This window comes from Floridaenema aerugineum BLCC-F46 (assembly GCF_041929345.1).
Taxonomy (GTDB): domain Bacteria; phylum Cyanobacteriota; class Cyanobacteriia; order Cyanobacteriales; family Aerosakkonemataceae; genus Floridanema; species Floridanema aerugineum.
This window is the reverse complement of sequence record NZ_JBHFNQ010000118.1, coordinates 1-22,302: the sequence shown is the minus strand read 5'-3', so window position 1 is coordinate 22,302 and position 22,302 is coordinate 1. Positions and strand designations below refer to the sequence as shown.

21 protein-coding genes and 1 tRNA gene are annotated in these 22,302 nt (G+C 40.3%); 10 read left to right on the top strand and 12 right to left on the bottom strand.

Annotated elements, in window-relative coordinates; translation table 11 throughout:
* Positions 1-224 precede the first annotated feature (224 nt).
* Positions 225-833 carry a Uma2 family endonuclease gene (locus ACE1CC_RS15665; RefSeq protein ID WP_413271365.1) on the top strand — a complete coding sequence of 203 codons (609 nt, stop codon included), beginning with the start codon at positions 225-227 and terminating at the stop codon, positions 831-833.
* 69 nt (positions 834-902) lie between these two features.
* Here the strand turns inward: ACE1CC_RS15665 and ACE1CC_RS15660 are convergent, their stop codons facing one another.
* Positions 903-3,257 carry a caspase, EACC1-associated type gene (locus ACE1CC_RS15660; RefSeq protein WP_413271364.1) on the bottom strand — a complete coding sequence of 785 codons (2,355 nt, stop codon included), beginning with the start codon at positions 3,255-3,257 and terminating at the stop codon, positions 903-905.
* 14 nt (positions 3,258-3,271) lie between these two features.
* A complete protein-coding gene (locus ACE1CC_RS15655; protein ID WP_413271363.1) occupies positions 3,272-3,688 on the bottom strand; it encodes a hypothetical protein in 417 nt (138 codons plus the stop codon).
* Positions 3,689-4,050: 362 nt separating this feature from the next.
* Between ACE1CC_RS15655 and ACE1CC_RS15650 the strand changes: the two genes are divergently transcribed.
* From ACE1CC_RS15650 to ACE1CC_RS15625, 6 genes are all read left to right on the top strand, one after another.
* A complete protein-coding gene (locus ACE1CC_RS15650) occupies positions 4,051-4,188 on the top strand; it encodes a hypothetical protein (RefSeq protein WP_413271362.1) in 138 nt (45 codons plus the stop codon).
* A 104-nt stretch (positions 4,189-4,292) separates the two neighbouring features.
* A complete protein-coding gene (locus ACE1CC_RS15645) occupies positions 4,293-4,538 on the top strand; it encodes a hypothetical protein (protein WP_413271361.1) in 246 nt (81 codons plus the stop codon).
* Positions 4,535-4,981: a type II toxin-antitoxin system VapC family toxin gene (locus ACE1CC_RS15640; RefSeq protein ID WP_413271360.1), complete on the top strand. Its 447-nt coding sequence runs from the start codon at positions 4,535-4,537 to the stop codon at positions 4,979-4,981. The genes ACE1CC_RS15645 and ACE1CC_RS15640 overlap by 4 nt, the downstream gene beginning before the upstream one ends.
* A gap of 98 nt (positions 4,982-5,079) precedes the next feature.
* Positions 5,080-5,646, top strand: coding sequence for a Uma2 family endonuclease (locus ACE1CC_RS15635; protein ID WP_413271359.1), 567 nt, complete (start codon positions 5,080-5,082; stop codon positions 5,644-5,646).
* 3 nt (positions 5,647-5,649) lie between these two features.
* A complete protein-coding gene (locus ACE1CC_RS15630) occupies positions 5,650-6,120 on the top strand; it encodes a PIN domain-containing protein (RefSeq protein ID WP_413271358.1) in 471 nt (156 codons plus the stop codon).
* Positions 6,098-6,325 (top strand): hypothetical protein, encoded by a 228-nt coding sequence (locus tag ACE1CC_RS15625; protein WP_413271357.1) that lies wholly within the window; start codon positions 6,098-6,100, stop codon positions 6,323-6,325. The genes ACE1CC_RS15630 and ACE1CC_RS15625 overlap by 23 nt, the downstream gene beginning before the upstream one ends.
* Here the strand turns inward: ACE1CC_RS15625 and ACE1CC_RS15620 are convergent.
* Together ACE1CC_RS15620 and ACE1CC_RS15615 are read right to left on the bottom strand one after the other, a co-directional pair.
* Positions 6,326-6,396, bottom strand: a tRNA-Gly gene (locus ACE1CC_RS15620).
* Positions 6,397-6,464: 68 nt separating this feature from the next.
* Positions 6,465-10,097 carry a response regulator gene (locus ACE1CC_RS15615; protein WP_413271356.1) on the bottom strand — a complete coding sequence of 1,211 codons (3,633 nt, stop codon included), beginning with the start codon at positions 10,095-10,097 and terminating at the stop codon, positions 6,465-6,467.
* Between the two features lie 579 nt (positions 10,098-10,676).
* Between ACE1CC_RS15615 and ACE1CC_RS15610 the strand changes: the two genes are divergently transcribed.
* Both ACE1CC_RS15610 and ACE1CC_RS15605 read left to right on the top strand, forming a co-directional pair.
* Positions 10,677-11,339: a GNAT family N-acetyltransferase gene (locus tag ACE1CC_RS15610; protein ID WP_459563854.1), complete on the top strand. Its 663-nt coding sequence runs from the start codon at positions 10,677-10,679 to the stop codon at positions 11,337-11,339.
* Positions 11,340-11,381: 42 nt separating this feature from the next.
* Complete coding sequence (locus ACE1CC_RS15605) at positions 11,382-11,852, top strand: hypothetical protein (protein ID WP_413271354.1); 471 nt, start codon at positions 11,382-11,384, stop codon at positions 11,850-11,852.
* A 121-nt stretch (positions 11,853-11,973) separates the two neighbouring features.
* Here ACE1CC_RS15605 and ACE1CC_RS15600 read toward each other — a convergent pair whose 3' ends face one another.
* The 6 genes from ACE1CC_RS15600 to gor form a co-directional block, all read right to left on the bottom strand.
* Positions 11,974-13,119: a histidinol-phosphate transaminase gene (locus ACE1CC_RS15600; RefSeq protein ID WP_413271353.1), complete on the bottom strand. Its 1,146-nt coding sequence runs from the start codon at positions 13,117-13,119 to the stop codon at positions 11,974-11,976.
* Between the two features lie 61 nt (positions 13,120-13,180).
* Positions 13,181-13,828 carry a YqiA/YcfP family alpha/beta fold hydrolase gene (locus ACE1CC_RS15595; protein ID WP_413271352.1) on the bottom strand — a complete coding sequence of 216 codons (648 nt, stop codon included), beginning with the start codon at positions 13,826-13,828 and terminating at the stop codon, positions 13,181-13,183.
* Between the two features lie 43 nt (positions 13,829-13,871).
* Complete coding sequence (locus ACE1CC_RS15590; protein ID WP_413271351.1) at positions 13,872-14,369, bottom strand: Spy/CpxP family protein refolding chaperone; 498 nt, start codon at positions 14,367-14,369, stop codon at positions 13,872-13,874.
* Between the two features lie 6 nt (positions 14,370-14,375).
* A complete protein-coding gene (locus ACE1CC_RS15585; RefSeq protein WP_413271350.1) occupies positions 14,376-14,936 on the bottom strand; it encodes a hypothetical protein in 561 nt (186 codons plus the stop codon).
* The gene (locus tag ACE1CC_RS15580) at positions 14,933-15,514 is read right to left on the bottom strand and encodes a sigma-70 family RNA polymerase sigma factor (protein ID WP_459563853.1); all 582 of its coding nucleotides are present in this window, start codon (positions 15,512-15,514) and stop codon (positions 14,933-14,935) included. The genes ACE1CC_RS15585 and ACE1CC_RS15580 overlap by 4 nt, the downstream gene beginning before the upstream one ends.
* 289 nt (positions 15,515-15,803) lie before the next feature.
* The gene (gene gor, locus ACE1CC_RS15575) at positions 15,804-17,204 is read right to left on the bottom strand and encodes a glutathione-disulfide reductase (protein ID WP_413271348.1); all 1,401 of its coding nucleotides are present in this window, start codon (positions 17,202-17,204) and stop codon (positions 15,804-15,806) included.
* Positions 17,205-17,280: 76 nt separating this feature from the next.
* On the opposite strand from gor, the gene ACE1CC_RS15570 reads away from it, so the two are divergent.
* Entirely contained in the window at positions 17,281-18,870 is a 1,590-nt protein-coding gene (locus ACE1CC_RS15570) for a mechanosensitive ion channel family protein (RefSeq protein ID WP_413271347.1), read from the top strand.
* A gap of 67 nt (positions 18,871-18,937) precedes the next feature.
* Here ACE1CC_RS15570 and ACE1CC_RS15565 read toward each other — a convergent pair whose 3' ends face one another.
* On the bottom strand, positions 18,938-19,813 hold the full coding sequence (locus tag ACE1CC_RS15565) for a HEAT repeat domain-containing protein (RefSeq protein ID WP_413271346.1): 876 nt from the start codon (positions 19,811-19,813) through the stop codon (positions 18,938-18,940).
* Between the two features lie 93 nt (positions 19,814-19,906).
* Positions 19,907-22,135, bottom strand: coding sequence for a tetratricopeptide repeat protein (locus tag ACE1CC_RS15560; RefSeq protein WP_413271345.1), 2,229 nt, complete (start codon positions 22,133-22,135; stop codon positions 19,907-19,909).
* Positions 22,136-22,302: the final 167 nt, after the last annotated feature.

Here is a 22,302-nt window from a genome sequence, read left to right as displayed (position 1 = left end):
AGTATGCCATTTCCCCATCCCAAATCTTAGCGCCAACTGTAGACAATCTTACAATTCTCCGTTCATCCACAGTCTACCGCACTTTATCTTAACCCAGAAACGCTGAAAATCCCGTAAAACCTTCCCTAAACCCAACCTTATTGCAGAGGCGGTAGTCAAAACAGTTACCCAAATCAATAAAATGTAGTTAGAAATTTTCCCTTACTCACCAAAAGGTAAATACCATGAGTTTTACTCCAACTCAGTCAAAACAAAAACTAACATTTGAACAATTTCTGCAACAATATCCTGATGATGGTCGTTATGAGTTAGTAGATGGGGAAATTGTGAGAATATTGGCAACTAGACAACATGATGATATCGCAGATTTTATTACTAAGCGATTTGATCGAGAAGTTGACCGACTGAACCTAAACTACAAAGTTTCTGGTAGAATTATGATTACTACTTTAACAAAAAATGGCAAAGAACAAGGACGTTTTCCTGATGTTAGTGTAGTTAATTTAGATGTTTGGCGTGCTAACCGTTCAGCTTATTCAGCTTTGCGCGAACCTCTGCAATTAGCTGTAGAGGTGGTATCAACTAATTGGGAAGATGATTACATTGATAAATTAGATGAATATCAACGTTTAGGTATCTTTGAATATTGGATTGTAGATTATTTAGCTATTGGTAGTAGAGATTATTTAGGTAATCCCAAAATTCCCACAATTTTTGTTTATCAATTAAATGAAAGAGTTTATCAAGTTACTGCTTTTAGAGGTTCGGATAGAATTGTATCTCCTACTTTTCCCGAATTGGAATTAACTGTTGATGAGATTTTAGGGGTTTAGGCGATCGCATTTGGAGAATTTTTGCGATTATGCGATCGCTCTTTCTCTACTCAATCAAATCAGCCACTGTTAGGAGCAAGGCTTTATTTGATCATTGTAAACCCAACCCTGAGTACCATTAAATTCAATTTTCACAAAGGCATCTTGCTTTCCTATCAACCTGACTTTCTTCCCAGTATGAACTATCCCTATCTGATTGGAACTTCCTATCGGCTGTATGCGTACTCTTACTGCCACTCCCATTGTTGGGGCAATCACAAGGCATTGTCCTGGGGGCGGTAAACTCGGTTGCGGTGGCTGCTTAAGCTCTTTAATTTGTTTTAATGCTTCTTGATCATCCTCTGTTTTTCCTTGTTGTCGATACCGGAATGCAGCTTCACTGTAATCATTAATCGCGCCCTGTTTATCGTTTAAATGGGCGCGACTCTCAGCCCGCTCGTAGTAAGCATCGGCATAATTGGAATCAATCTTGATAGCTTCCGTAAAATCATTAATTGCTCCTTTCATGTCGCCTAGATCATGGCGAGTCATTCCTCGTTTGTAATAAGTAGATGCGGTCTGAGAATTTATTTTAATAGCCAGGTCGTAATTGGAAATAGCTTGCTGATATTTTTGTTGTTTGTAGTAAGCATCTCCTCGCTGAATGTATGCTTCTTCATTGTTAGGATTGCTCTTAATATACTCAGTAAAATATTTTATCGCTTCTTGATAATCTCCTTTTTGTAACTCTTCTTTTCCCTGATTTAATAACTTTTTAGAAGTTTCCAGGTCTTGAGAAACTATAGAAGTGGTGATAGGTGTAACTGACTTATTTTGGTCGTTAGGTGATCGTGTTAACAGAAAACCCCCTAGAAAAATTACAGCCACAGTAGTACTAGCAATCCCTGCCTTAATAAGCAATTTGTTATTGCTAGGAATTGGTAATAAAGGAGTATCTACATTTTCTCCTACTGCCGGAGTTGTGTTTTCTGATTCAACATCAATTGCATCTTCGACCGCTGCCGAATCGGTTTTTTCTGATTCAACTGATGTTACTTCTTCGCTCGCTGCCGAATCGGTTTTTTCTGATTCAACTGATATTAATTCTTCATTGCCGGAGATATCTTGAACCTCGATCGACTTCGCAATCTCACCCGAAGATTGAACGACTTGTTTCTGAGCAACAATTCGAGCTTCAATTGGAGCTACATCTTCATCTTTGAGTCCCAAAGATTGCTGCATATTTTTCAAACTCTTACAAGCATCTTCACTTATAGGATGTTCTATTTCAACCGCCTTCAAGAATTCCTGTTCATATTGTCGCAAGTTCTGCTCATAAGCTTGTAACTTGCTGGAAAACTGTGACTCAATCTTTTTTTTAATCGTTTCTATATCTTCATTTCGCAGACCTAGAATTTCTTGAATTCCTTTTAAAGCTTTCCAGTCTCGCTCATTCAGTGGATACTGAGCTTGAGCCAACCCAGATAGCGCCTGCTCATATTCTTGTAACTTTGTTTGCCTAACTTTGTAGGGATGTAAAACTTCATCTTCAATAGGTTTAACATCCTCTGGTAAAAGCTTTAACTGGTTTTTCAATGTATTTAGCAGGAAGCGATTGCCACGAGAAATTTCTCCTTCATCTTCGTGAGCAATTCTAGTAAATTCTTTGCGATACCTTAGTTTTGGGTGAATTGCAGGTGCTTTCGTCAGTTTTATCCGATGACCTTCATCCTTCAAGGAGATTATTTTTGGAGTCATGCGCGAGCGCGCTTTTTTCATTTCCCTGCAAACATACTGATGCAATTCATCCACTGAAATCCAACCATCTTCATTACCCTCATACTCCTTTTGATCCGCTATCCCATTACTAATTGCCTGTACGAGGTAATGGGTATAAGTAGAAAGCTCTTGACCCTTTTCCTCTAAAGAAATTTCAATAGTGCTTGATGAAGTCAGAACCACTCGTCCTGTTGTCTCCATCTCGCTGAGATCAATTAAGCCATCATCCCCCTTACCGACAGTATCGCCAAACGCACCGCTATAACAACAATCTAAAATCAATACTAATTGTTTAGCTTTGCAAGCCTGAATATGTTCATGTACCTCTTTGGCTCGCACAGCTGTAGTTGTTAGCAACTGATCTTGGTTAAGTAACTGTGTATTACGAGCAGCAAAATAAAGTTCTCGCTTGGTATCTTTGATTCCATGACCAGAGAAAAACAGCACTACTAAATCATCAGACTTCCGCTCTCTGAGCCACAACTCGATATTTGTTCTCATCTCTGAGTGGCTAGGATCGATGAGAGTTTGTACGTTGTCAAACCCGCCTATATCTGGATTTTCTAAGACATTTTTTATAGCTTCCACATCTTTAGGAGGTGCAGATAAAGGCTTTAGACCCGTTCCGTATTGACCTACTCCTATTAACAATGCAAATTTAGCCATCAGTCTGTACCTAACTAATTTACAGTTTTAAGAACGTTAACTTGTGCCACACTAATCTTTACCTTGGAGAGTCGTTCAATAGCACTAAGAGCCATTTCTAACTGCCTTTGATTGTTGTACTCCAAGCTGTATTTCGCGCCATTATCTTCGTACTCTATCTTTAGAGTTTTGCCATAGAAGCGATTTCCTAAGAAATCCAGTGCAGCTTTAGTATTTTTCCAAGATACTTCTGCTGTCAGTATTCCTGGAATGAATCCGGCTAAGGCTGGCTTACCACCCTCTGGAATCTCAGATTCTCTGACCATTCGGATATCTTCGGTCAGTTCGGTCATCTCATCTGCAACGCTCTGAGTCAGCGCCTCCAGTTCTTCAGGCTCTAGATCCAAACCTGCTTCAGTCAAATCTATCGTCAGTTCAACATTACTCCTCAAGCTGCACCTACCTAATCAATTTAATTTAGACCGTAGCTGTTGATAGTATTGGGTTGATTTTAGATACGGGATTACCACGAGGAAACTACTCAATGGCTTTAATTATAGTTCCGTATTTCTTCTGAAAACCTCAAGGTAAAACAGTAGATTCCGCTTAAAGCGTTAAAATTTTAATAAAAATTCATATTTAGTCTGTAAAATTACCTATCTTCATTATCTTAAAGTTAGCGCTCCTAACCCCTAACTCGAAGCACTAGTATAAAAATGCAAAGCACGCCGTTAAAACAAGTTTAAGAGGAGCAGTTTGTGAAAAGTGCCAAACTGAAAGTAGCGATTCGAGGAAATTTTAGGGGGTTAAGGTTATGACTATCTCCGCTGATAATGTCACCCAAAATAAAGTTTGGACAGATGCAGAGTTTATGGCATTACCCAAGGATGGGCATCGTTACGAACTAGTAGTAGGGTGCGTCAGAGCGCTAAATTCTGGATCTAATCACTAATTTTATGAATCTGACGCACCCTACAGCTATTAAGCTGTTATGTCGTTTGCCGAAAGTGCGAGACTAGAAATAGCAATTCGAGAAAATCTTAGAAGGTTAGGGCTATGAGTCCATTATTACAACAGGTATTACAGGAAATCGATCGGCTGACAACCGAAGAACTATTAGAGGTGATTAGCCATACAACGGAGCAATTGAAGCGTCAAACTGTTAAACCTAAAAAACGCAAGCTGAGTGAATTTCGGGGGATTGCGCCAAACTTACTAGAAGGGAGGGATGCTCAAGATTGGGTTAATGAGTTACGGGGCGAATGGGAAGAACGGGAAAAGCGGATCTTTGAGGGTTTATGAAAATTGAATCTGCGCTAATGGGCGTATCCCAAATTTATCTCGATACAGCCCCAGTGATTTATTATGTGCAGGGGGTAACACCGTTTTTTCCTGTCGTAGATGCTCTATTTCAAGAGATTGAAAGGGGGAGTCTGGGGGCGATCGCATCTCCAGTGACTTTAACAGAATGCTTGGTATTACCAATCCGAATCGGTGACACTGCTTTAGAGCAAAATTTTGTGGATTTGCTCACGAATACGGAAGGGATTACCCTGGCTAATATTGATGTGGCAGTTGGACGACTTGCTGCTGATCTGGAAGCCCGATACAGATTGAAATTGCCAGATGCTTTTCAAATTGCCACAGCATTAACAGCTGGATGTCAGGCGTTTTTAACCAACGATGCCCAACTAAAGCGTGTTACTGAGGTAAATGTTTTAGTGGTTGATGAGTTGGAAGTGTGAAGAGAAAATGCAACGGTTGGCGGCAAAGTTGGAGGAGCAGTTTGGGAAAGTGCCAGACTAGAAATAGCAATTCGAGAAAATCATAGGAAGTTAAAGCTATGACGGTATCCACTGAAAAGAAAGTTTGGACAGATGCAGAGTTTATGGCATTACCCAAGGATGGGCATCGTTACGAATTGGTGAATGGTGAAGTTGTGGATATGGGCAATTCGGGGATGGAACATGGCGAGTTTGGCGCTTTTTTAGCGGGTACTCTATCAATTTTTGTCCGCCAAAATCGACTGGGAGTAGTATGTGATTCTAGTACAGCTTTTACGCTTAAGAATGGTAACAAGCGATCGCCCGATGTCTCCTTTGTTGCTAGAGAACGCCTAAAAGGATTAAAGCGCCTACCAAAGGGTTATTTCCAAGGTTCTCCCGATCTAGCTGTGGAAATTCTTTCACCTAGCAACACCATTGAAGAAATTCACAACAAAATTGTCGAATATTTCGAGAATGAAACGCGCTTAGTTTGGGTGATCCATCCTGATGAAAAGTATATTTTGGTTTATCATTCTTCAGAACCCGATCGCTTTCTCCGCCCTCAAGATCGCTTAGATGGCGAAGAGGTAGTACCGGGCTTTTCAATGGCGGTATCAGAACTGTTTGAAGAATGGGACTTTTAGGAGATGATGGCTATAAATAAAAGGCTGCGTCTTTACCTCGACACCAGCGTTTTCAATCGCCCTTTTGACGATCAATCCCAGGTCAAAATCTTTCTAGAAACCCAGGCGATGCTACTAATCTTGCAAATGATCCAGAACAAACAAGTAGAGTTGGTTAACTCCAATATTTTAGAGTATGAAAACAGCCGCAACAGCGATCCCGATCGCGCAAAAGCCGTCGAACTCTATCTCAGCCTTGCTAGCGATCGACAAATCGCCAATGAATTAATTCGCCAACGTGCCAAAGAGTTAGAACAAAATGGAGTTAAAGCTATGGATGCTTTGCATATTGCCTGTGCCGAAGCAGCTAATAGCGATTATTTCCTAACCTGCGACAAACGCCTTATTAATAAGTGTAAATCTCTGAGCCTTAAAGTGATGAATCCAGCAGATTTTATTTTGGAGATTGAAGATGAAAGTAAACCTGCCAACTGAAAAACAAGTCATTCAAGAAGCCCTGGAAATCTTGCTAACCCACATGGAACCCCTAAAACTCGCTCGTTTTATAGTTGCCTGTAACTTAGGAGAGGGAGATTATCTGAAAACCAAAGATCAAGTGTTTGCAGGCGAGACTGTCGATCGCTTGTACGAACAAATCCAAGCTTTTGAAGCTGGAAAAAATGAACTAAAACACATTTAAAGCGGGCGGCGGGAATCGAACCCGCATTATTAGCTTGGAAGGCTAAAGTTTTACCACTAAACTACGCCCGCATTGCGACTCACAACCGAAAAACTCAGTTTTGCGATCGCTCTAGCTAGGATAACACAACTTTGGGCAACTACACAATTTTTTTCACCTTTTCCCTTTCCCCTTTCTTCCCTTCTGCTTTATCCACTACAAAAGTCAACACAGTTTCATCTATGCCTTTAAGTTGCAAGGGACTACCCTTGGTGATTTCCGCTTCGTCCAGATAATCAGCGACTGCGGCTGAAACTAAGATGGTGTTAGGTTGGGCTAAAGCTTGCAGTCGGGAGGCGATGTTCACTGTCGGTCCGATCGCAGTATAATCGGCTCGTTCTTGACCGCCAAACATTCCCACTACTGCTGTTCCCTGATGAATACCACAGCGGAACTGTATTTCGGGGATACCTTGTTCTTGCCAACGTTGGTTAAGTTCATCTAAGTAGCGGTGCATTTGTCTGGCGGTAGCGATCGCACGTTTCACCTGTTCATTCGGTGTCAACTCTTCCGGTGCCCCATACATCGCCAAAACTGCATCACCCATAAACTTATCCACAGTACCACCGTTGGCAAATACCGCCCTAGTCATATAATCCAAATATTCATTCAGTAATTCAGCAACGCGCCGACTTCTTAAAGTATTAGAAAGTTGGGTAAAACCAACAATATCGCTAAACAAAATTGTCACCAATTTTGGTTCGGGGCGCAAATCTAAAGACAGTTCTCCTGTCGCCGCTTTATTCACTAACGTTGGTGGCAAAAAGCGTTTTAATACTGATTCTGTGAGATATTTATTTAACTCTTGCAACTTTTGTTCATTGACTTTCAGTGCTAATAAATTTCGCACTGCGGCTAAAAGTTCGCGATCGTTAAAAGGTTTAGCTAAATAAATATCTGCCCCTTGTTCTGTTCCTTCTATTCTCGTATCTTCATCGACTTTTGCGGTTAACAAAATAATTGGTGTTGCCTTAATTTCTGGCAAATCTCGAATCCGGCGAATCATATCTAAACCTGAGACGATCGGCATCATCAAATCCGTGACAATTAAATCAGGATGCCTGTCTATTGTGATGCTTAAACCTTCGGCACCATGTCTAGCTGTTAACACTTTAAAACCAGAAGAACGCAATACTTCAGAAACATAACTCCGTAAATCAGGATTATCATCTACTACCAAGATTGTCGGGGCGTTAGAATTTTCATGATCATCAACAGAAATTTCTGTTGTTACTTGTTCTCTGCTAATTTCTCTGGTTTCTGGTGCTTCTAAAATCTCTAAATCTGCTAATTCTACAGCAGCACGACTAGCTTGAAGTTGGGTTGGTACTTCTAATATTTGATCTAAAGGTAAATGCGCCATTCCTGTTTGTAACCAAACTGTAAAAGTGCTTCCTGCGCCATAAATTGATTCGACAGAAATTTGTCCGCCGTGAAGTTCTACTAACTCTTTAACTAAAGCTAAACCCAAACCGCTACCTTCATAAGAACGGTTAACGGAACCTTCTGCTTGGCGGAAACGTTGAAATAAATGGGGAATTTGTTCGGTGCGAATGCCAATTCCAGTATCTTTAATTTGCAGACGAACATGATCTCCTGCTGGTTCTACTTTAATGGCGATCGCACCGCCATTATCAGTAAATTTCATCGCATTAGATAACAAATTATAAATTACCTTATCAAATCTTTCTGGGTCTAAATAAACTTTGGGACAGGAATGAAATTCTGTCACCAAACGCAAACCTTTTTTCTCACAATAAGGGCGGAAAGATTCGACAATTTGACCTACCATCATCACCACATCGCAGGGGCGAAAACTCGCCTGCATTCTTCCAGCATCAAGTCTTTGAATATCCAATAATTGATTAACTAATCGCAGTAAACGGCGGGTATTTCTTAAAGCAATTACTGCTTGTTGGTGTGGCAGGTCACTTGTTTGGGCTACTGCTGATTCTAACGGCCCCATCATTAGAGTTAGGGGAGTGCGAAATTCATGGGAAATATTTTGGAAAAACTCTGTTTTTTGCCGGTCTAATTCTAATAATCTTTCTGCTTGTTGCCGAGTTTTTTGATATAGACGAGAATGTTGAACTGCGATCGCCGCTTGTGCTGCCACAGCTAACGCCAAATCAATTTCTAGTTGTTGCCATTTTCTCACCGAACTTGCTTCCCGGAGAGTAATGCTACCAATTAATTGCCCATCACAAATCAAAGGTACCATCATTAAAGCCCTAGCTGAAGACCGCAAAGGCAAATCAAAACCCTGCATTTCCGGCATGGCTTCTAAATCATTAATTACCACTGGTTGTTGAGTTTCAATCAATCTTTGTAATACCGGATTTGCGGAAATTGGTACTGAAGATTGCGGTAGTCGGGATGAATATCTAATGGTTGATTTTGAGTTGTTGTTAATAGGGAACTGAGGTCTTGGCGATTCATGAATCGCCCCTACGACTGGGGAGTGGGTATTAGGTAATTGCCCTGTTCCTTCCCGATTCTCGATTCCTTTTGTTTGCCTTTGACTGTGATTATTTTCTAACTCGCCAAATTCCACATCAAACACTTGCAAGCCTAATTCATTAGCATCATATAATCCCACACATTGGACATATTCATCATCTGGTGTCCATAAAGAAAGCGCACAACCATCAACATTCAAAGCTTCGCCAAGTTGTTTAGTAATTGCGGAAAAAATATCTTTTGGATCGAGACTATAACGAATGGCATTAGTAATAGTATTGACTAAAGCTTCACGTTTAGCCATTGCGATCGATCTTTCATAAGCGAGTGCTTGCGCGATCGCCAAAGCCGCTTGATCTGCCACCATAAAAACTAGTTGTACTTCATCATCTTGCCAACGACGATTTTCTGTACACTGATGCAGCGCTAAAACAGCAGTCAATTCCAATTGACAAATTAAAGGTACTACCAAAGAAGAACGAATTCCCGCTTTGGCAAAAGCTGCCGATCTTTGTTGTTTTTCTAGACTATCCCCTTGAATTTGCTCATCTGTTGCCACATCTTCAATTACATGGACATCATGAGTTTCCCAAACTGTTTGAGCCAAACTATCATCTGTTGAGGTAGTGGCTAATCGGTTGTTATTCTCAGGTGATTTTTCGCCAACGCCTCGCTTGCGATAGACAAAAGATTCATCAGCGATCGCATTATCATGGCAAGGACGAATAATACAAATATCCGCCTCCAACATATGTCCAACTGTATTCACAATTGTTTGGAGAATTTGCCGATGATCGGTGCGCGAGCGGATAGTATTAGTAACAGTGTTGAGTAAAGACTCTTGGCGCAGGGTACGACACAATTCTTGAGTGCGTGCCCGCAAGACATTATGAGTATCCAAAGCTTGTCGGACGACTAATTGTAAAGCGTCCGATTCCCAAGGTTTAGTTACATACTTAAAAACCTTACCGCTATTAATAGCTTCTACCAAGTCTTCGACATCAGTATAACCAGTTAAAATAATGCGGATTGTATCTGGGTACTGAGTAGCTGTTAAACTCAAAAACTCAGTACCACTCATTCCCGGCATCCGTTGATCGGAAATAATTACTGCCACATCTCCTTCTTTGGCTAAAATTTCCAAAGCTGCTGTCCCTGATGTTGCCTTGAGCACTTTGTATTCCCGATAGAAAGTGCGATACAGCAGGTCGAGATTATCTGGTTCATCATCAACAACCAGAAGTTTCGGTTTATTAGTGTTTTGGGACTTCATATAATCCTCTCCTGCCTAAGCAAGTCATCCCAGAAGCAAACGGTTTCATTACAAGGTGCATTAGCTGGTGACAATTTTTAAAAGCAGCAAATACCAATTCTGTTTGATTTTTCCCTTCATTAACTCCAATCCACTACTCACTACCGACTATTTTGTGATTCACATAGCGTTAGCGCAATTTTCCGTATAATTACGCTTTACGGATGTGGGTATCCTGACTCAGTTATGGGGTGTCAAGAGAATTTCCTGAAACCGGAAGCCTGAGACGGGAAACCTGTTCACTAACTATTACCTAAATATAAGGAGAAAACACATTAACACCGACAAGCGTTAGGCTATTTTAAAGAAATACTAAGTTTAGCATTGCTGCTCTCAACTGATCTAGGCAGATAACCCGTATCCTAGTTTCACAATTCTATACTTTCTTTAAGTGATACACCCTTATGTACGATCCTAAAGCAGTTGAGAGTGACAATTACTAATCGTAGTTTATACAAATTTGGATTGTCCCTGATTGAACTTAAGCATAACTTGGCTCTAGCTTAAGTAACAGTAAAACAGTAAACCGTTGTGAAGCTCTTGTTCTGGTTCCTAAAAAACTCCCGGCAAGAACCGGAGGTAATTTTGTCTGGTTCTTCTCCTTTACAAATCCGTGCTGCTAAAACCGAAGATTTAAGCTATTTGGCGGAAATTCTGGCTAATAGCTTTCACTCTCGCTCCGGTATTACTGGTTGGTTTTATCCCCTGTTTCGCTTGGGGATATACGAAGATTTGCGCCATCGGTTGCAGTCTAGTCCGTCGCGTTATGTTTGTCTGGTGGGAATCTACAAAGATTCTCGACTCGGCGATGGTCAAGATCCTCATGTTGAGCAAGAGGTAAGGGGGAGAACAGTTGCTCCCCCGGATCGGGATTGTGTGGTGGGAACGGTGGAAATGTCTTTGCGATCGACTAATCCTTGGCAGTTCTATAATTCCTCTGGCTATCCCTATTTGTCTAATTTGGCGGTACAGTCTGAATACCGTCGTCGGGGTGTAGCTCGGCAATTATTACTGGCTTGTGAGCAAATTGCTTTAAATTGGGGTTATCAAGACCTGTATTTGCACGTACTGGAAAACAACCACAAGGCAAGAGGGCTTTATAGTCAGTTGGGCTATCGCTTACACCAAGTAGATTCTAATTGGGCTTGTTTGTTGTTGGGAAAACCTCGACAATTACTGTTGCATAAGCGCTTGAGTAGCTAACGACTAGTGCAGGGCGATCGGGTTTATGCTAAAAATTAACTGTTGACGATCGATCAAACTGGTGATATGGCTAAGGAATACGAAAATCTCACGGCTGCTGAAATTACGGAACATCTGCGAAATGGTAAGTTGCTGACAATTAATCGCTGTAAGCGCAATGGTTTAATTATCTATAAACCTCACCATGCTGAGTTTGCTGGGCCTGGGGCTGCTGTTGGTGGTAACTGCGATTTAGATTGCCAAAGGGTGACTCCTGTGGGGAATCTTTCTTTGATCGATCCAGAAACTTTTGACGATCGCCAAACTGCTTATAAAATTCGCATTCAGTGGCTCCGGTTAATGAAAAAGTCTACAGAATATGACGATCCCTTACAACGGGCGGAAAAGTTGATGTTTCAGTTTGAAAACTTTTTTGATTCCCAAACTCTCGAGCAATTACCGGATGAAGCTTTTGCTCTTTTGGTGGGTGTTTTTCCGCAAACTGTTAAAACAGCAAGGGCTAAGGATGCTTAGGTTGGGGAGTTCTCGGAACTCTCGGAGATCACTTGAATTTTCCCTAGCTCAAAACTCTCTCCAGGGCGGGTTTTGCTGTTCAATTTACTGTTACGACACAGATATCTTACTAAACCCGCCCCTACAATTCAAAACTTTCTAGGGTGGTTTTTAGTCTTTGGATCGATCGCTGATTCTCTTGGGGAGTTCCTACTGTAATTCTTAATCCACCGCTAATTTGTCTGATCAATGTTCCTTGGGATTTTAGTTGTTGAGTTATTGCTGTTAATTTAGCGGTTTGATCGTTAGTTGTTGGAACTAAACGCAGATAAATAAAGTTAGCGGCGCTAGGCCAAATTTTTAAGGCTGGGTGTCCAGATAAACTGTTAATTAGTTCTTCTCTTTGAGCTAAAATTTCCCCTATTGATGCGAGTAGTTCTTGCCGATAATTCATGGCAAATAAGGCAGCGGCTTGGGTAAAACTGGGTAAGTTGTAGGGTAAGCGAACTTTTTCTAAGGCTGCTGTGAGTTGGGGGTGGGCGATCGCATATCCAACGCGATGGGCAGCTAAACGAAAGGCTTTCGAGAAAGTTCTTAAAATCATCCAGTTGGGATGTTTTGCTAATTCCTGGGCGACGGTAGTTTGACTAAATTCAAAATAAGCTTCGTCGATTACTACTAAAATATTTTCTGGCAAATTCCGCAACCAATCTAATTCTTGTGCTGTTAAAGCGTTGGCGGTTGGGGAGTTAGGATGGACGACAAAAACGAGGCGAATTGGTGGATTTTGGGTTTGATTAATTGCTTGTTGTGCTGCGGCTAAATCTATTTCAAAATTACTTTCGGAACGTCCGACTGTAACTACTGGAATTCCTAATGTTTGGGAGATAATTCCATACATGGAAAAGGTGGGGTTGGCGACTAAAACTGCTCCTTCTCCTTTTAAACAGGTGGCGATTAAAACTGAGCGAATCAGTTCATCGGAACCGTTGCCAACAGAAATATTATCTAAGGTAATGTCGGTGATTTGTGCGGATTCGTTGACATATTGGGCGATCGCACTTTTGAGCGCCACATAACTACCATCTGGATAACGATTATTTTCGATTACTTGCTGATAAGTCCAACTCAGTTTTTCCTTTAATTCGTTAGGCAAATCAAAAGGACTTTCGTTAGAGTCTAAGCGATCGATGGTAATGTCTGATTTGACTGGTTCACCAGATGTACCACCTGGGTGGGGTTGATAAGCAACCAGTTGAGCGAAATCGGAACGAATAAAGTCTAGCATTGGTAGGTGACTGGGGACGATGGCGAGGTGGGGGATTATTCTGTAGGATCAAATTTTACCTCTAAAAATTGCTCAGTTGGCAGAAAGTGGAAATTTCTTGCCAAATTTCTGGTAAAACGTTGGCGAGGGAATGATCGCTCTGTTGTTCAATTAATTTTACCCAAGGGCGGGAGGCGGCGAAGTCTCTACTGGCTTGAATGGGGATGACTTCATCGTTGATGCCGTGAATAATTAAGGTAGGAATTTGGCGTTGAATTTTGGTTTCTGGGTATTGTTTTAAGTCAGTTACAAAGTTGTAGCTTAAGGGGAGCGATCGCTTTGACCCGTAATGATAAACTGGTAAAAATCCTTCCCTTCGCCAAATTTCAACTGTTTGTTCTCCTAAAGCGGAAAGCCACAGATCAAGAAAAGTAAAGGCTGGAGCCAACAAGACTAATTTTTGACATTGTAGTTGTGTTTCGCCTAACCAAGCTGATGCTAATCCGCCAAAACTAGAACCAATTAAAGTTACTGGTGTTGGTGAGGGAGGGAAAGTTGCTGCTACTTGACGCAGTTGGCGCGTCATAGTTAAATGAGTAAAGTCGGATTGATTTAAGTCAGGAATTGTTAAGGGAATTTGGATTTGCGAAAAGCGATCGCGCAAATAATTAGCTTTAAGTGAATTAGGGCTAGAAGCAAAGCCATGCAGATAAATGTATTCCCAGTTCATTTTTTATATGTTAATGTTTTCCTTCACACCAAATAATATACTTTTATCTTTGTGGCGGCTGAGATTTTTGAAAGAGAGAATCATGATTTTTTCGCGTTTTGATTCGATTTTGTAAATTTTGCGCTACCTGACGACGTTGTTCTGGATTTAACACTTCTCGCATTTCTAATAAACTTTCAAAGCGCAAACTTCCCACTTTTTGTTTTAAGGTTTCGATTTGACGATGTTTTTGCCGCAAGCTATCTATGCTTGCATCGCTTCCCAACATTTGACCTAATTCAAATTGAGCTTGGCGCAAAGATTTGGCTGATTCAACAATTTGTCCTCTATACTTATTACTAATTGTCTGCATTCGTTGAGCTTGTTCTGTGGTGAGATTCAGTCTTTGAATCCATTTGGGAACATCTTGATTAGGAGGGTTATTGGGTAGGTTGGGATTTTGGGAAGTAGGTTGAGAAAACCAAGGTTTAGGATTAGCAATGGCAACTGCGCTAATCAATAGTGTTAAAAACGCGATCGCAGAAGCACGGCTGAATAACATTGTTTTCTATCTCCTTGTAGTAACTAAATTTGTAGTTTTAGTTGAGTAATAAGCTTTAGATTTAGCCAGATTTAAGTACTCGTTTTGGATACTTTCTACTGACATTTCCGGGGGATTATTAGTAACAACATCATTCCAGTTATTTTCTAAAAAGCTTTCTATTTTAACGAGTTCTTGATGATTCTGGCCTCGATTTCGACCGGGGAGATAGTTGGAGTTACTAATGAGAAATTTACTAGATTTAGAAATGGTTTGATTTAGTTGAGGGGCAGCAGTTGGCGAAAGAGAGTTAATGGTGGCGAAAGAGTTATTTAAAGAGTTATTTTGTCGTAAATAATTACCACCCCAAGCTAAGGCTAAACTAGCAGCAATAGCGGGAGGAACTAACCATAATTGTCGAAAACGAGAGGGATGATTTGGGGAATGATGGTGCAGTTGTGGTGGGGGAGAAGATGCGATCGCACAAAAAAGTTTTTCTTCCAAGTCGGGGGGAGATGGGGGAATTTCTGGGCGATTTTGCCGTAAGAAATCGACTAAGCGTTGGTCATCATTTGGTAAGTTACTCATAGCTGAACTCCTTGTTTTTGGAGAAATTGCCGCATTGCAGCACGGGCATGAAATAGGCGAGATTTAACTGTTCCCACCGGAATACCCAAGATTTGAGCCACTTCTTTTTGCGGAACTTCCTCTAGGTCATGCAAAACGATTACAGCCCGATGTTCTAAACTCAGCTGTTCTAATGCGCGTCGTACCAAATCCTGATAATGTAGTTGCATCAGGTCGGGCGCTGGCAATTGTGATTGTTTTGGGTCTTGGCTTTCTAATTTGGTATTAAAATTGCGCTGTTGGGCAAATTGCCGTCGCTGATCGCAAGCTACGTTCCAGGTAATACGATAAAGCCAGGTAGAAAATTGCGCTGTTTGACGTAGTTGCGGCAAACCTTTCCACGCTCGCAGGAACACTTCTTGTACTAAGTCATCGAGCGCGGATGTTCCGCAAAGTTGGTAAAGTGTGGATCTGACTCGCTGGTGATAGCGCTGATAAAGTTGGCGAAAGCTTTGTCTATCGCCTTGTAAGCACTTTTGTGTTAAGTCCGAGTCGGATATGTCTTCTGTTGGCACACCTACACCTGGCACAAGATACACCAATGGTTTCTCCCTCACCCGCTGTTATCTCCAGTTTAGACTGGGCAAGTGCGATCGAGGTTCAAAGTTGGGGGACTGGGGACTGGGGACTGGGGACTGGGGACAAGGGGACTGGGGGACAAGCGGACAAGCGGACAAGGGGACAAGGGGACTGGGGAGGTGGAGAATTCAAAATTCAAAACTCAAAACTCAAAACTCAAAACTCAAAACTGTTCCTCGTTATCCTCGTTCCCAGGTTCAACCAGGGAACGAAGAATGGAGGCGGGAGCCTCTTGATTCAAGATCTGAGTTATCGCAAAGTTACGAATTCTTCAGCTGTGGAAGGGTGAATTCCTACGGTAGCGTCGAAGTCTTTTTTGGTTGCTCCCATTTTAAGAGCGATCGCCACACCTTGAATAATTTCGGCGGCATTTTCCCCTATCATGTGAGCACCTAAAACTTTGTCGGTGTTGGTATCAACTACTAATTTGACCATCACTTTTTCATCTTTTCCGGTAAAACTATGGTACATGGGACGGAATCGAGCTTGATAAACTTTTACCGCATCCCCATATTTTTCTTTAGCTTCTAATTCATTTAAGCCAACTGTTGCTGCTTCTGGTTGAGAGAATACGGCGGATGCTACAGTTTCATGGCTAAAAATTCGGGGATTATTGCCAAATTCCGTATCAGCAAAAGCTCGACCTTCGTTAATCGCAACTGGGGTTAAATTAATCCGGTTGGTGCAATCTCCGACTGCGAAAATGTTTGGTTCTCTGGTGCGGCTATATTCATCAACTGCGATCGCACAATTGACGGTGTAACCATGTAAGTTGGGCAAATCTGGCTCGTCACATTGGGCTATTTCTACGTTAGTATTTTCTAAACCGAGATGTCCTAAATTAGGAGCGCGACCAATGGCAATTAATACTGCATCGACGATGATTTTCTCTTCAGTATTCTTTTGTTTGTCCAAATAGGTTATTTCTAAACCATCTGAGACTTTTTCGATTTTGGGGATATAGGTATTGGTGACAATATTAATCCCATGTTTGATCATGGCATCTTGAACGCCGCTGCGGATGTCTTCATCGAAACCTCTTAAAATGCGATCGGTGCGAATAAACTGAGTAACTTCGCTACCGAGTCCATTCATAATGCAGGAAAATTCTACACCAATATAACCTGCTCCGATCGCAGCAAAACGCTTTGGTTGTTCTGGCAAAAGAAATATTTCGCGAGAGGTAATCCCGTATTCTTTAGCTCCCGGAATATCAGGTTTAATTGCTTCTCCGCCCACCGCGATTAAAATTTTATCAGCTGTCACTTTGCGTCCATCTACTTCTATGGTATGAGGATCTAATAAAGTGGCATCGCCTTGAATTAAATCAACGCCAGCTTTTTCTAGGAAACTAATGTGTAGCTTACTCAATCGTTTAACTTCGTTATCCACGCTAGTAACTAGTTTTTTCCAATCAAAGCTAGGTTGTACTTCGCTCCAACCATAACCTACTGCATCTTCGTAATAATGAGAAAATTTGGAGGCGTAAACCATGAGTTTTTTGGGTACACAACCGCGAATAACGCAGGTACCACCGACGAGATCTCGTTCAGCTATGGCTACTTTTGCGCCGTAGCTAGCTGCACGTTTGGAAGCTGCTAATCCTCCAGAACCAGCACCAATGACAAAAAGATCGTAATCGTAGGACATAAATTGTTATGCTCCGTTAATGAACTTTTCTACAAGTTATCGTATGAGTTGGCTAATTGACTTTTATTTAAGAAAAATGAAATCTCTGAAGATAATTACCCTAAGCTTTATTTTAGGTTGTGTTTTGTCTGTGATGCCTGTTTTAGCACAACAAAATTCTACTGCTCCTGTTACTCTTGATGGACGACAATTATTTAAGCTTAGCCGATTAAATGAGATTGATGCAGAACTAAGAGCTAATCAAGCTAATCAAATTTTAAATCAGGCTGTGGCATCAGGCAATCCAGCACAGGTAAAGGTGCAGGAAATAAATAGTTTTCCTGTAATTCAGGTTAATGGCACTAATGTAGTTACAGTTACGGATAAAGATGTACCAGTTGGAGTTACCAAAGAGGAGCAAGCGAAACGCTGGCAAAATATTTTACAAGCTGCTATTAATCAAGCACAGAAAGAAAGAAGACCGGGATATAATCGTTATGCAGCCTTGGTTTCTTTGGGATGTGTTTTGTTAGCAATTGTTGTTAATTTGTTGTTAGGTTGGTTTTGGAAATACTGGTTGCTGACCTTACTGCCTACGCCAGAAAGAGTGAGAGAAACTGCTGCGCCGCCGAAGGTTCATTTGTTAGCAAAATCAGTTTTAAGATTACTGCGGCTAGGAATTTGGTTATACACTTTGCTGTATATTGCTAATTTGTTTCCCCAAACAAGATTCTGGAGTCAAAGAATATCTAATGTGATAGTTTACACTTTAGCGGAACCGATCGTTAATTTAGGAAGTAATTCCTATTCTGTGATTCAAATCGCGATTCTGATTGGGTTATTTTTCGGTCTTTTATCGCTGACTAAAGTTGTGAGAAACTTGTTGCGATCGCGTGTGCTCTCGTTTACGGGAATGAACTTAGGAGATCAAGAGACGATCGCCACTATTGCCAACTATACCTTAATTTTCATTGGCACAGTTTTATTACTACAAATTTGGGGTTTAGACCTCAGTTCCTTAACAATTTTTGCCGGGGTTTTAGGCGTTGGTATTGGTTTAGGCTTACAAGGAATTGCCAAAGAATTTGTCAGTGGTTTAGTAATTATTTTTGAACGTCCTATCCAAGTAGGAGACTTTATCAACGTCGGAGAATTCATGGGAACAGTGCAACGAATCAGCGTTAGAAGCACTGAAATTCTCACTTTAGAACGACTTTCGATTATTGTTCCTAATTCCCATTTTCTCGAAAAAGAAGTAATAAACTGGAGTCATGGTAGCCCAGTTGCTTTAATTAAAATACCTGTAAGAATTGCTTACCATTCTGATTTAAAAAAAGTGCGCCTAGCCTTGCTAGATGTAGCTAAAGAGCATCCTGAAGTAGCCTCAGATCCACCTCCAAACGTACTTTTTAAAAGCTATGCTGAAAATTATTTAAACTTAGATTTAGTTGCTTGGATCACCGAACCCAGAAGACAGATTTTAATTAAAAGTGATATTTACTTTCGGATTGATGAAATTTTCCGAGAGCGCAACATAGAAATTCCTTACCCTCGACAAGAATTACATCTCCGTTCCAGCAATTTACCAGTAGAACTTTCCCCTGAGTTAGAAGCATCTTTAACTAAGTTACTAGGTAACAAAGCTAACGGTTATAATCAAGATGGACAAAGCATTTCGCCAGAGTAAGAAAATATAAAAAATTTGTAGGGTGCGTTAGTAACGCACCATTCCCTAGTTCTGTTGAGACAAATCTTTAAGTTTTTGGTAGTGGAGTTCGGCGAGGAATAGGAGTAGGAGTAGGAGTAGGACGAGGAACACAAATATTAGGGCGAGGATTGCAAATATTAGGACGAGGAGTACAGATATTGGGACGAGGGGCACAAATATTGGGACGAGTAACACAAGGGTTTGGACGCAAATTATCGCGTTGATTTTGTTGGTTGCGAACTTGGGAAATTTCTGTGTTAATTTGTCCTAATGCGATCGCTGCACCTTTGCGAATTAAAGGATTTTTATGCTGCAATGCTTCTGTAAGTGCGGGTGTAGCTGTTGCACCAATTCCCCTTAAAGCTATGCTGGCATTTAAGCGCACTTGTTCGTCATTATCCGAGAGCATTTCTATTAGTATAGGAATAGTTTGTTGAGCTTCTGCACCTATTCCCGCCAAAGCAAAAGTTGCACCTCTGCGAACTAAAACATTTTCATCTTTTAATGCTTCCGTGAGTGCAGAAACCGCAGGCGAACCAATTCTTCTTAATGCTACAGCAGCATCTAATCTTACCTGTTCATCTTCATCTTTTAACATGGTAATTAATTGGGGAATTGCGGTTTTTGCTTCTGGTCCGATCGCGCCTAATGCAAAAGCTGCACCACCCCGAATTTGTTGTTCTTTGTCTTCTAATGCTGCGGTGAGAATGGGAATTGCTGGAACACCAATTTTTCTCAATTCTCTGACTGCTTCTAAGCGTTTTATTTTATCAGTATCCCTGAGTTTTTCCACCTGAGCAATAATTTCAGTGTTGATGGCGGTTTGTGCTTTGACACTCCCGATTAATGGCAAAATTACTGAAAGGCAGATGAAGGCGATTTTGGGTGCTAGAATTAATTTTTTGCGGGTATTGTTATCCATGATAAGTCCTCTATTGTTTTGGATATAGACGTAACAATTAGCAAAATGTTCTTTGGCAAGCTAGATCCCCGACTTCTTGAAGAAGTCGGGGATCTAAAGGTATCTGTGTACTCTACGATAAAATTCTTCGAGTGCTTCTATGGAAGTTTTGTCGTTGTAAAGGGAAGTTTGAGAATGTTTAATTTGCTGAACAATCTTTTGTCGCCACTCTGGTTGACAGCCTAATTTTACAGCTATTTCGATATATTCGGTTGGATTGTTAGCAATTGTATCAGTAATTCCTAGCATTTTTAAAATGCCGTAAGTTTGACGCGATCGCATAAATTCACCTACGCAAGTAACTATTGGTAAGTTGCCAGCAATACTCTCTAATGTGGTGAGAAATCCAGTAAATCCAATTGTGTCTAGGGAAATATCAGCTAATAAGTTAAGTTGGCGGTAATCTTGTTGATTTAGGCGGGGTAAAATTAGGCAATAATCGTCAAAATTCAAGTCAAATTTAGTAAATTCTTGTTGAATACGTTGGCGGAATTGTTCGGTAATTTCATTTATGGGGTGAGCAATAAAAACAAATTGCGATTTGGGAACTTTTTGGGCAATACTCGGAAAAATATAATCATATTGCGGTAAGTATTTAAAAAGGGATTGACAGGACAAGTAAATAACTGAATTTTCCTGCAACTGAAAGTCGGCGCGAGTCTTTGTAATTGCAGGAATTAGAGGTTTACTGTAGCAAATTCCCATGTTAGGTAAGCGAATTAATTGCTCAGAATAATGCTGTTGAGCATTTTCTGGTTCTAGTAAATCTGCCGATAAATAATAATCAATTGTGGGTAATCCTGTGGTTACTGGATGTCCCCATGCTGCACATTGGATTGGTGCTAGTCGCAATGCTGCAAGCTTTGTCATTTGGGGTGTCATGCCAATATCTAGAAATACGAGAATATGTAATTTATCGTCGGTAATTTGTTGACAAGTAGCTTCTAAGTTATGGGGAATATGATGGAAGTAATTACTATGTTTTTGATATTCTTCTGTAATTTCGTCGATTTGATGGTTTATATAATAACAGTAAACTTCAAAATCTTGGTTTTGGCAATGTTTTATCCAACCAAGAAAGACTGTGCCAACTGTATGCCAATGAAAACTATCACAAACATATCCTATGCGAATTTTTTTACTTTGTTTTAGAGGTGTAATTTGTTGCTTTTCCGTCCATTGTGGGTAGTTTGCTGACATTACTTGATTTACCAAATTTCCATAAAGTTTTTGTAATTCTAAATCGTTGTAACCTTGATATTGTAAATAGAAGTTAGTTCGCCAACTAATAGCTTGTAAAGCATTTTCTTTTGATTCAGTAGTTACTAAATTTATTGCTTGAGTTAACTCTGATAAACCTTGAGTAAATCTTTGTCTATAAAAGTCTATTTCCTGCCCATTTTTATAGATAATTGGCAAGATTCGCAGATTTTCCACCTTGAGAGTTACATTATTAGGAAACAAGTTTAAAGCATGATTAATTACTTGCATTGCTTCTTGAGTTTGTCCACATTCTTGTAAAGCAAGGGACAAGTGCAAGTAAAGCTCAATTTCTGCGGTTTGGGTGTTGATAAAATGTTGAAAATGAGTAATTGCTTGTTGATAATCTCCCTGATAATAAGCAGCATAACCAAAGTAAAGGGATGCTTGGGTTGATTCATTTTTAGCAACGTAAGTAATAGCTAAATTTTGCAGAATCAGAGAGTCAGATGGTTTGATTTTCAGAGAGGTTTGATAAGCGTTAATTGCTCGATCGATCTGCTGCTGCATCATCAACAGATTACCTAAATATAAATAGCTGAGATAATTATCTTTGTCGAGTTCTATTGCTTTAAGATAAATAGTTTCAGCTTGAATAAAATCACCTGTTTCCGCCAGCAGTTTAGCTAATTTATGATAAACTTCAATCCACTGAGGAGAAAGTTTTATCAGCTGTTGATAAGCTGCGATCGCTTCTTCAAGATAACCAATTTTTTCTAAGACCAAACCTAAACTGTAATGTAAATTAGGGTTAACAGCATCAAAACTTAAAGCTTGAGATATAATTTCTAGTGCATCCTGATATTTCTCTTGGTTAAAATACACCATTCCCAAACCATGCCAAGCTTCAGCACAGTCGCCATTTATCTGTAAAATCTCCTGATACTTCTCAGTTGCTTTTACCAAATTACCAGTATTATAAAATGCTAAAGCTTCACTCAATAGCACATCTATAACGAGATCATTTGAATTATAAACTCCTCCCTCTCTTCTCTCTGCGTCCTCTGCGTCTCTGCGGTTCATAAAAAATAAAATTACTTAGAAATAGGTATGTTGTTGCGCGTTATCGCTCTTATTTAAACAAGCGATAAAAGCGCAAAAACGCAACAAACTAAAAATTTTAATTTAAAATAATTTAAAAAACAAAATTAATTTTTTTTACAAAAAAATAAAGCTTTTAAAAAACCAGC

Coding starts and splice junctions, on each gene's coding strand:
- ACE1CC_RS15565 (WP_413271346.1), bottom strand. CDS start 19,813: ATGGATAACAATACCCGCAAAAAATTAATTCTAGCACCCAAAATCGCC.
- ACE1CC_RS15635 (WP_413271359.1), top strand. CDS start 5,080: ATGACGGTATCCACTGAAAAGAAAGTTTGGACAGATGCAGAGTTTATG.
- ACE1CC_RS15585 (WP_413271350.1), bottom strand. CDS start 14,936: ATGAGTAACTTACCAAATGATGACCAACGCTTAGTCGATTTCTTACGG.
- ACE1CC_RS15595 (WP_413271352.1), bottom strand. CDS start 13,828: ATGAACTGGGAATACATTTATCTGCATGGCTTTGCTTCTAGCCCTAAT.
- gor (WP_413271348.1), bottom strand. CDS start 17,204: ATGTCCTACGATTACGATCTTTTTGTCATTGGTGCTGGTTCTGGAGGA.
- ACE1CC_RS15570 (WP_413271347.1), top strand. CDS start 17,281: ATGAAATCTCTGAAGATAATTACCCTAAGCTTTATTTTAGGTTGTGTT.
- ACE1CC_RS15660 (WP_413271364.1), bottom strand. CDS start 3,257: ATGGCTAAATTTGCATTGTTAATAGGAGTAGGTCAATACGGAACGGGT.
- ACE1CC_RS15645 (WP_413271361.1), top strand. CDS start 4,293: ATGAGTCCATTATTACAACAGGTATTACAGGAAATCGATCGGCTGACA.
- ACE1CC_RS15625 (WP_413271357.1), top strand. CDS start 6,098: ATGAAAGTAAACCTGCCAACTGAAAAACAAGTCATTCAAGAAGCCCTG.
- ACE1CC_RS15615 (WP_413271356.1), bottom strand. CDS start 10,097: ATGAAGTCCCAAAACACTAATAAACCGAAACTTCTGGTTGTTGATGAT.
- ACE1CC_RS15650 (WP_413271362.1), top strand. CDS start 4,051: ATGACTATCTCCGCTGATAATGTCACCCAAAATAAAGTTTGGACAGAT.
- ACE1CC_RS15590 (WP_413271351.1), bottom strand. CDS start 14,369: ATGTTATTCAGCCGTGCTTCTGCGATCGCGTTTTTAACACTATTGATT.
- ACE1CC_RS15630 (WP_413271358.1), top strand. CDS start 5,650: ATGATGGCTATAAATAAAAGGCTGCGTCTTTACCTCGACACCAGCGTT.
- ACE1CC_RS15560 (WP_413271345.1), bottom strand. CDS start 22,135: ATGAACCGCAGAGACGCAGAGGACGCAGAGAGAAGAGAGGGAGGAGTT.
- ACE1CC_RS15600 (WP_413271353.1), bottom strand. CDS start 13,119: ATGCTAGACTTTATTCGTTCCGATTTCGCTCAACTGGTTGCTTATCAA.
- ACE1CC_RS15665 (WP_413271365.1), top strand. CDS start 225: ATGAGTTTTACTCCAACTCAGTCAAAACAAAAACTAACATTTGAACAA.
- ACE1CC_RS15640 (WP_413271360.1), top strand. CDS start 4,535: ATGAAAATTGAATCTGCGCTAATGGGCGTATCCCAAATTTATCTCGAT.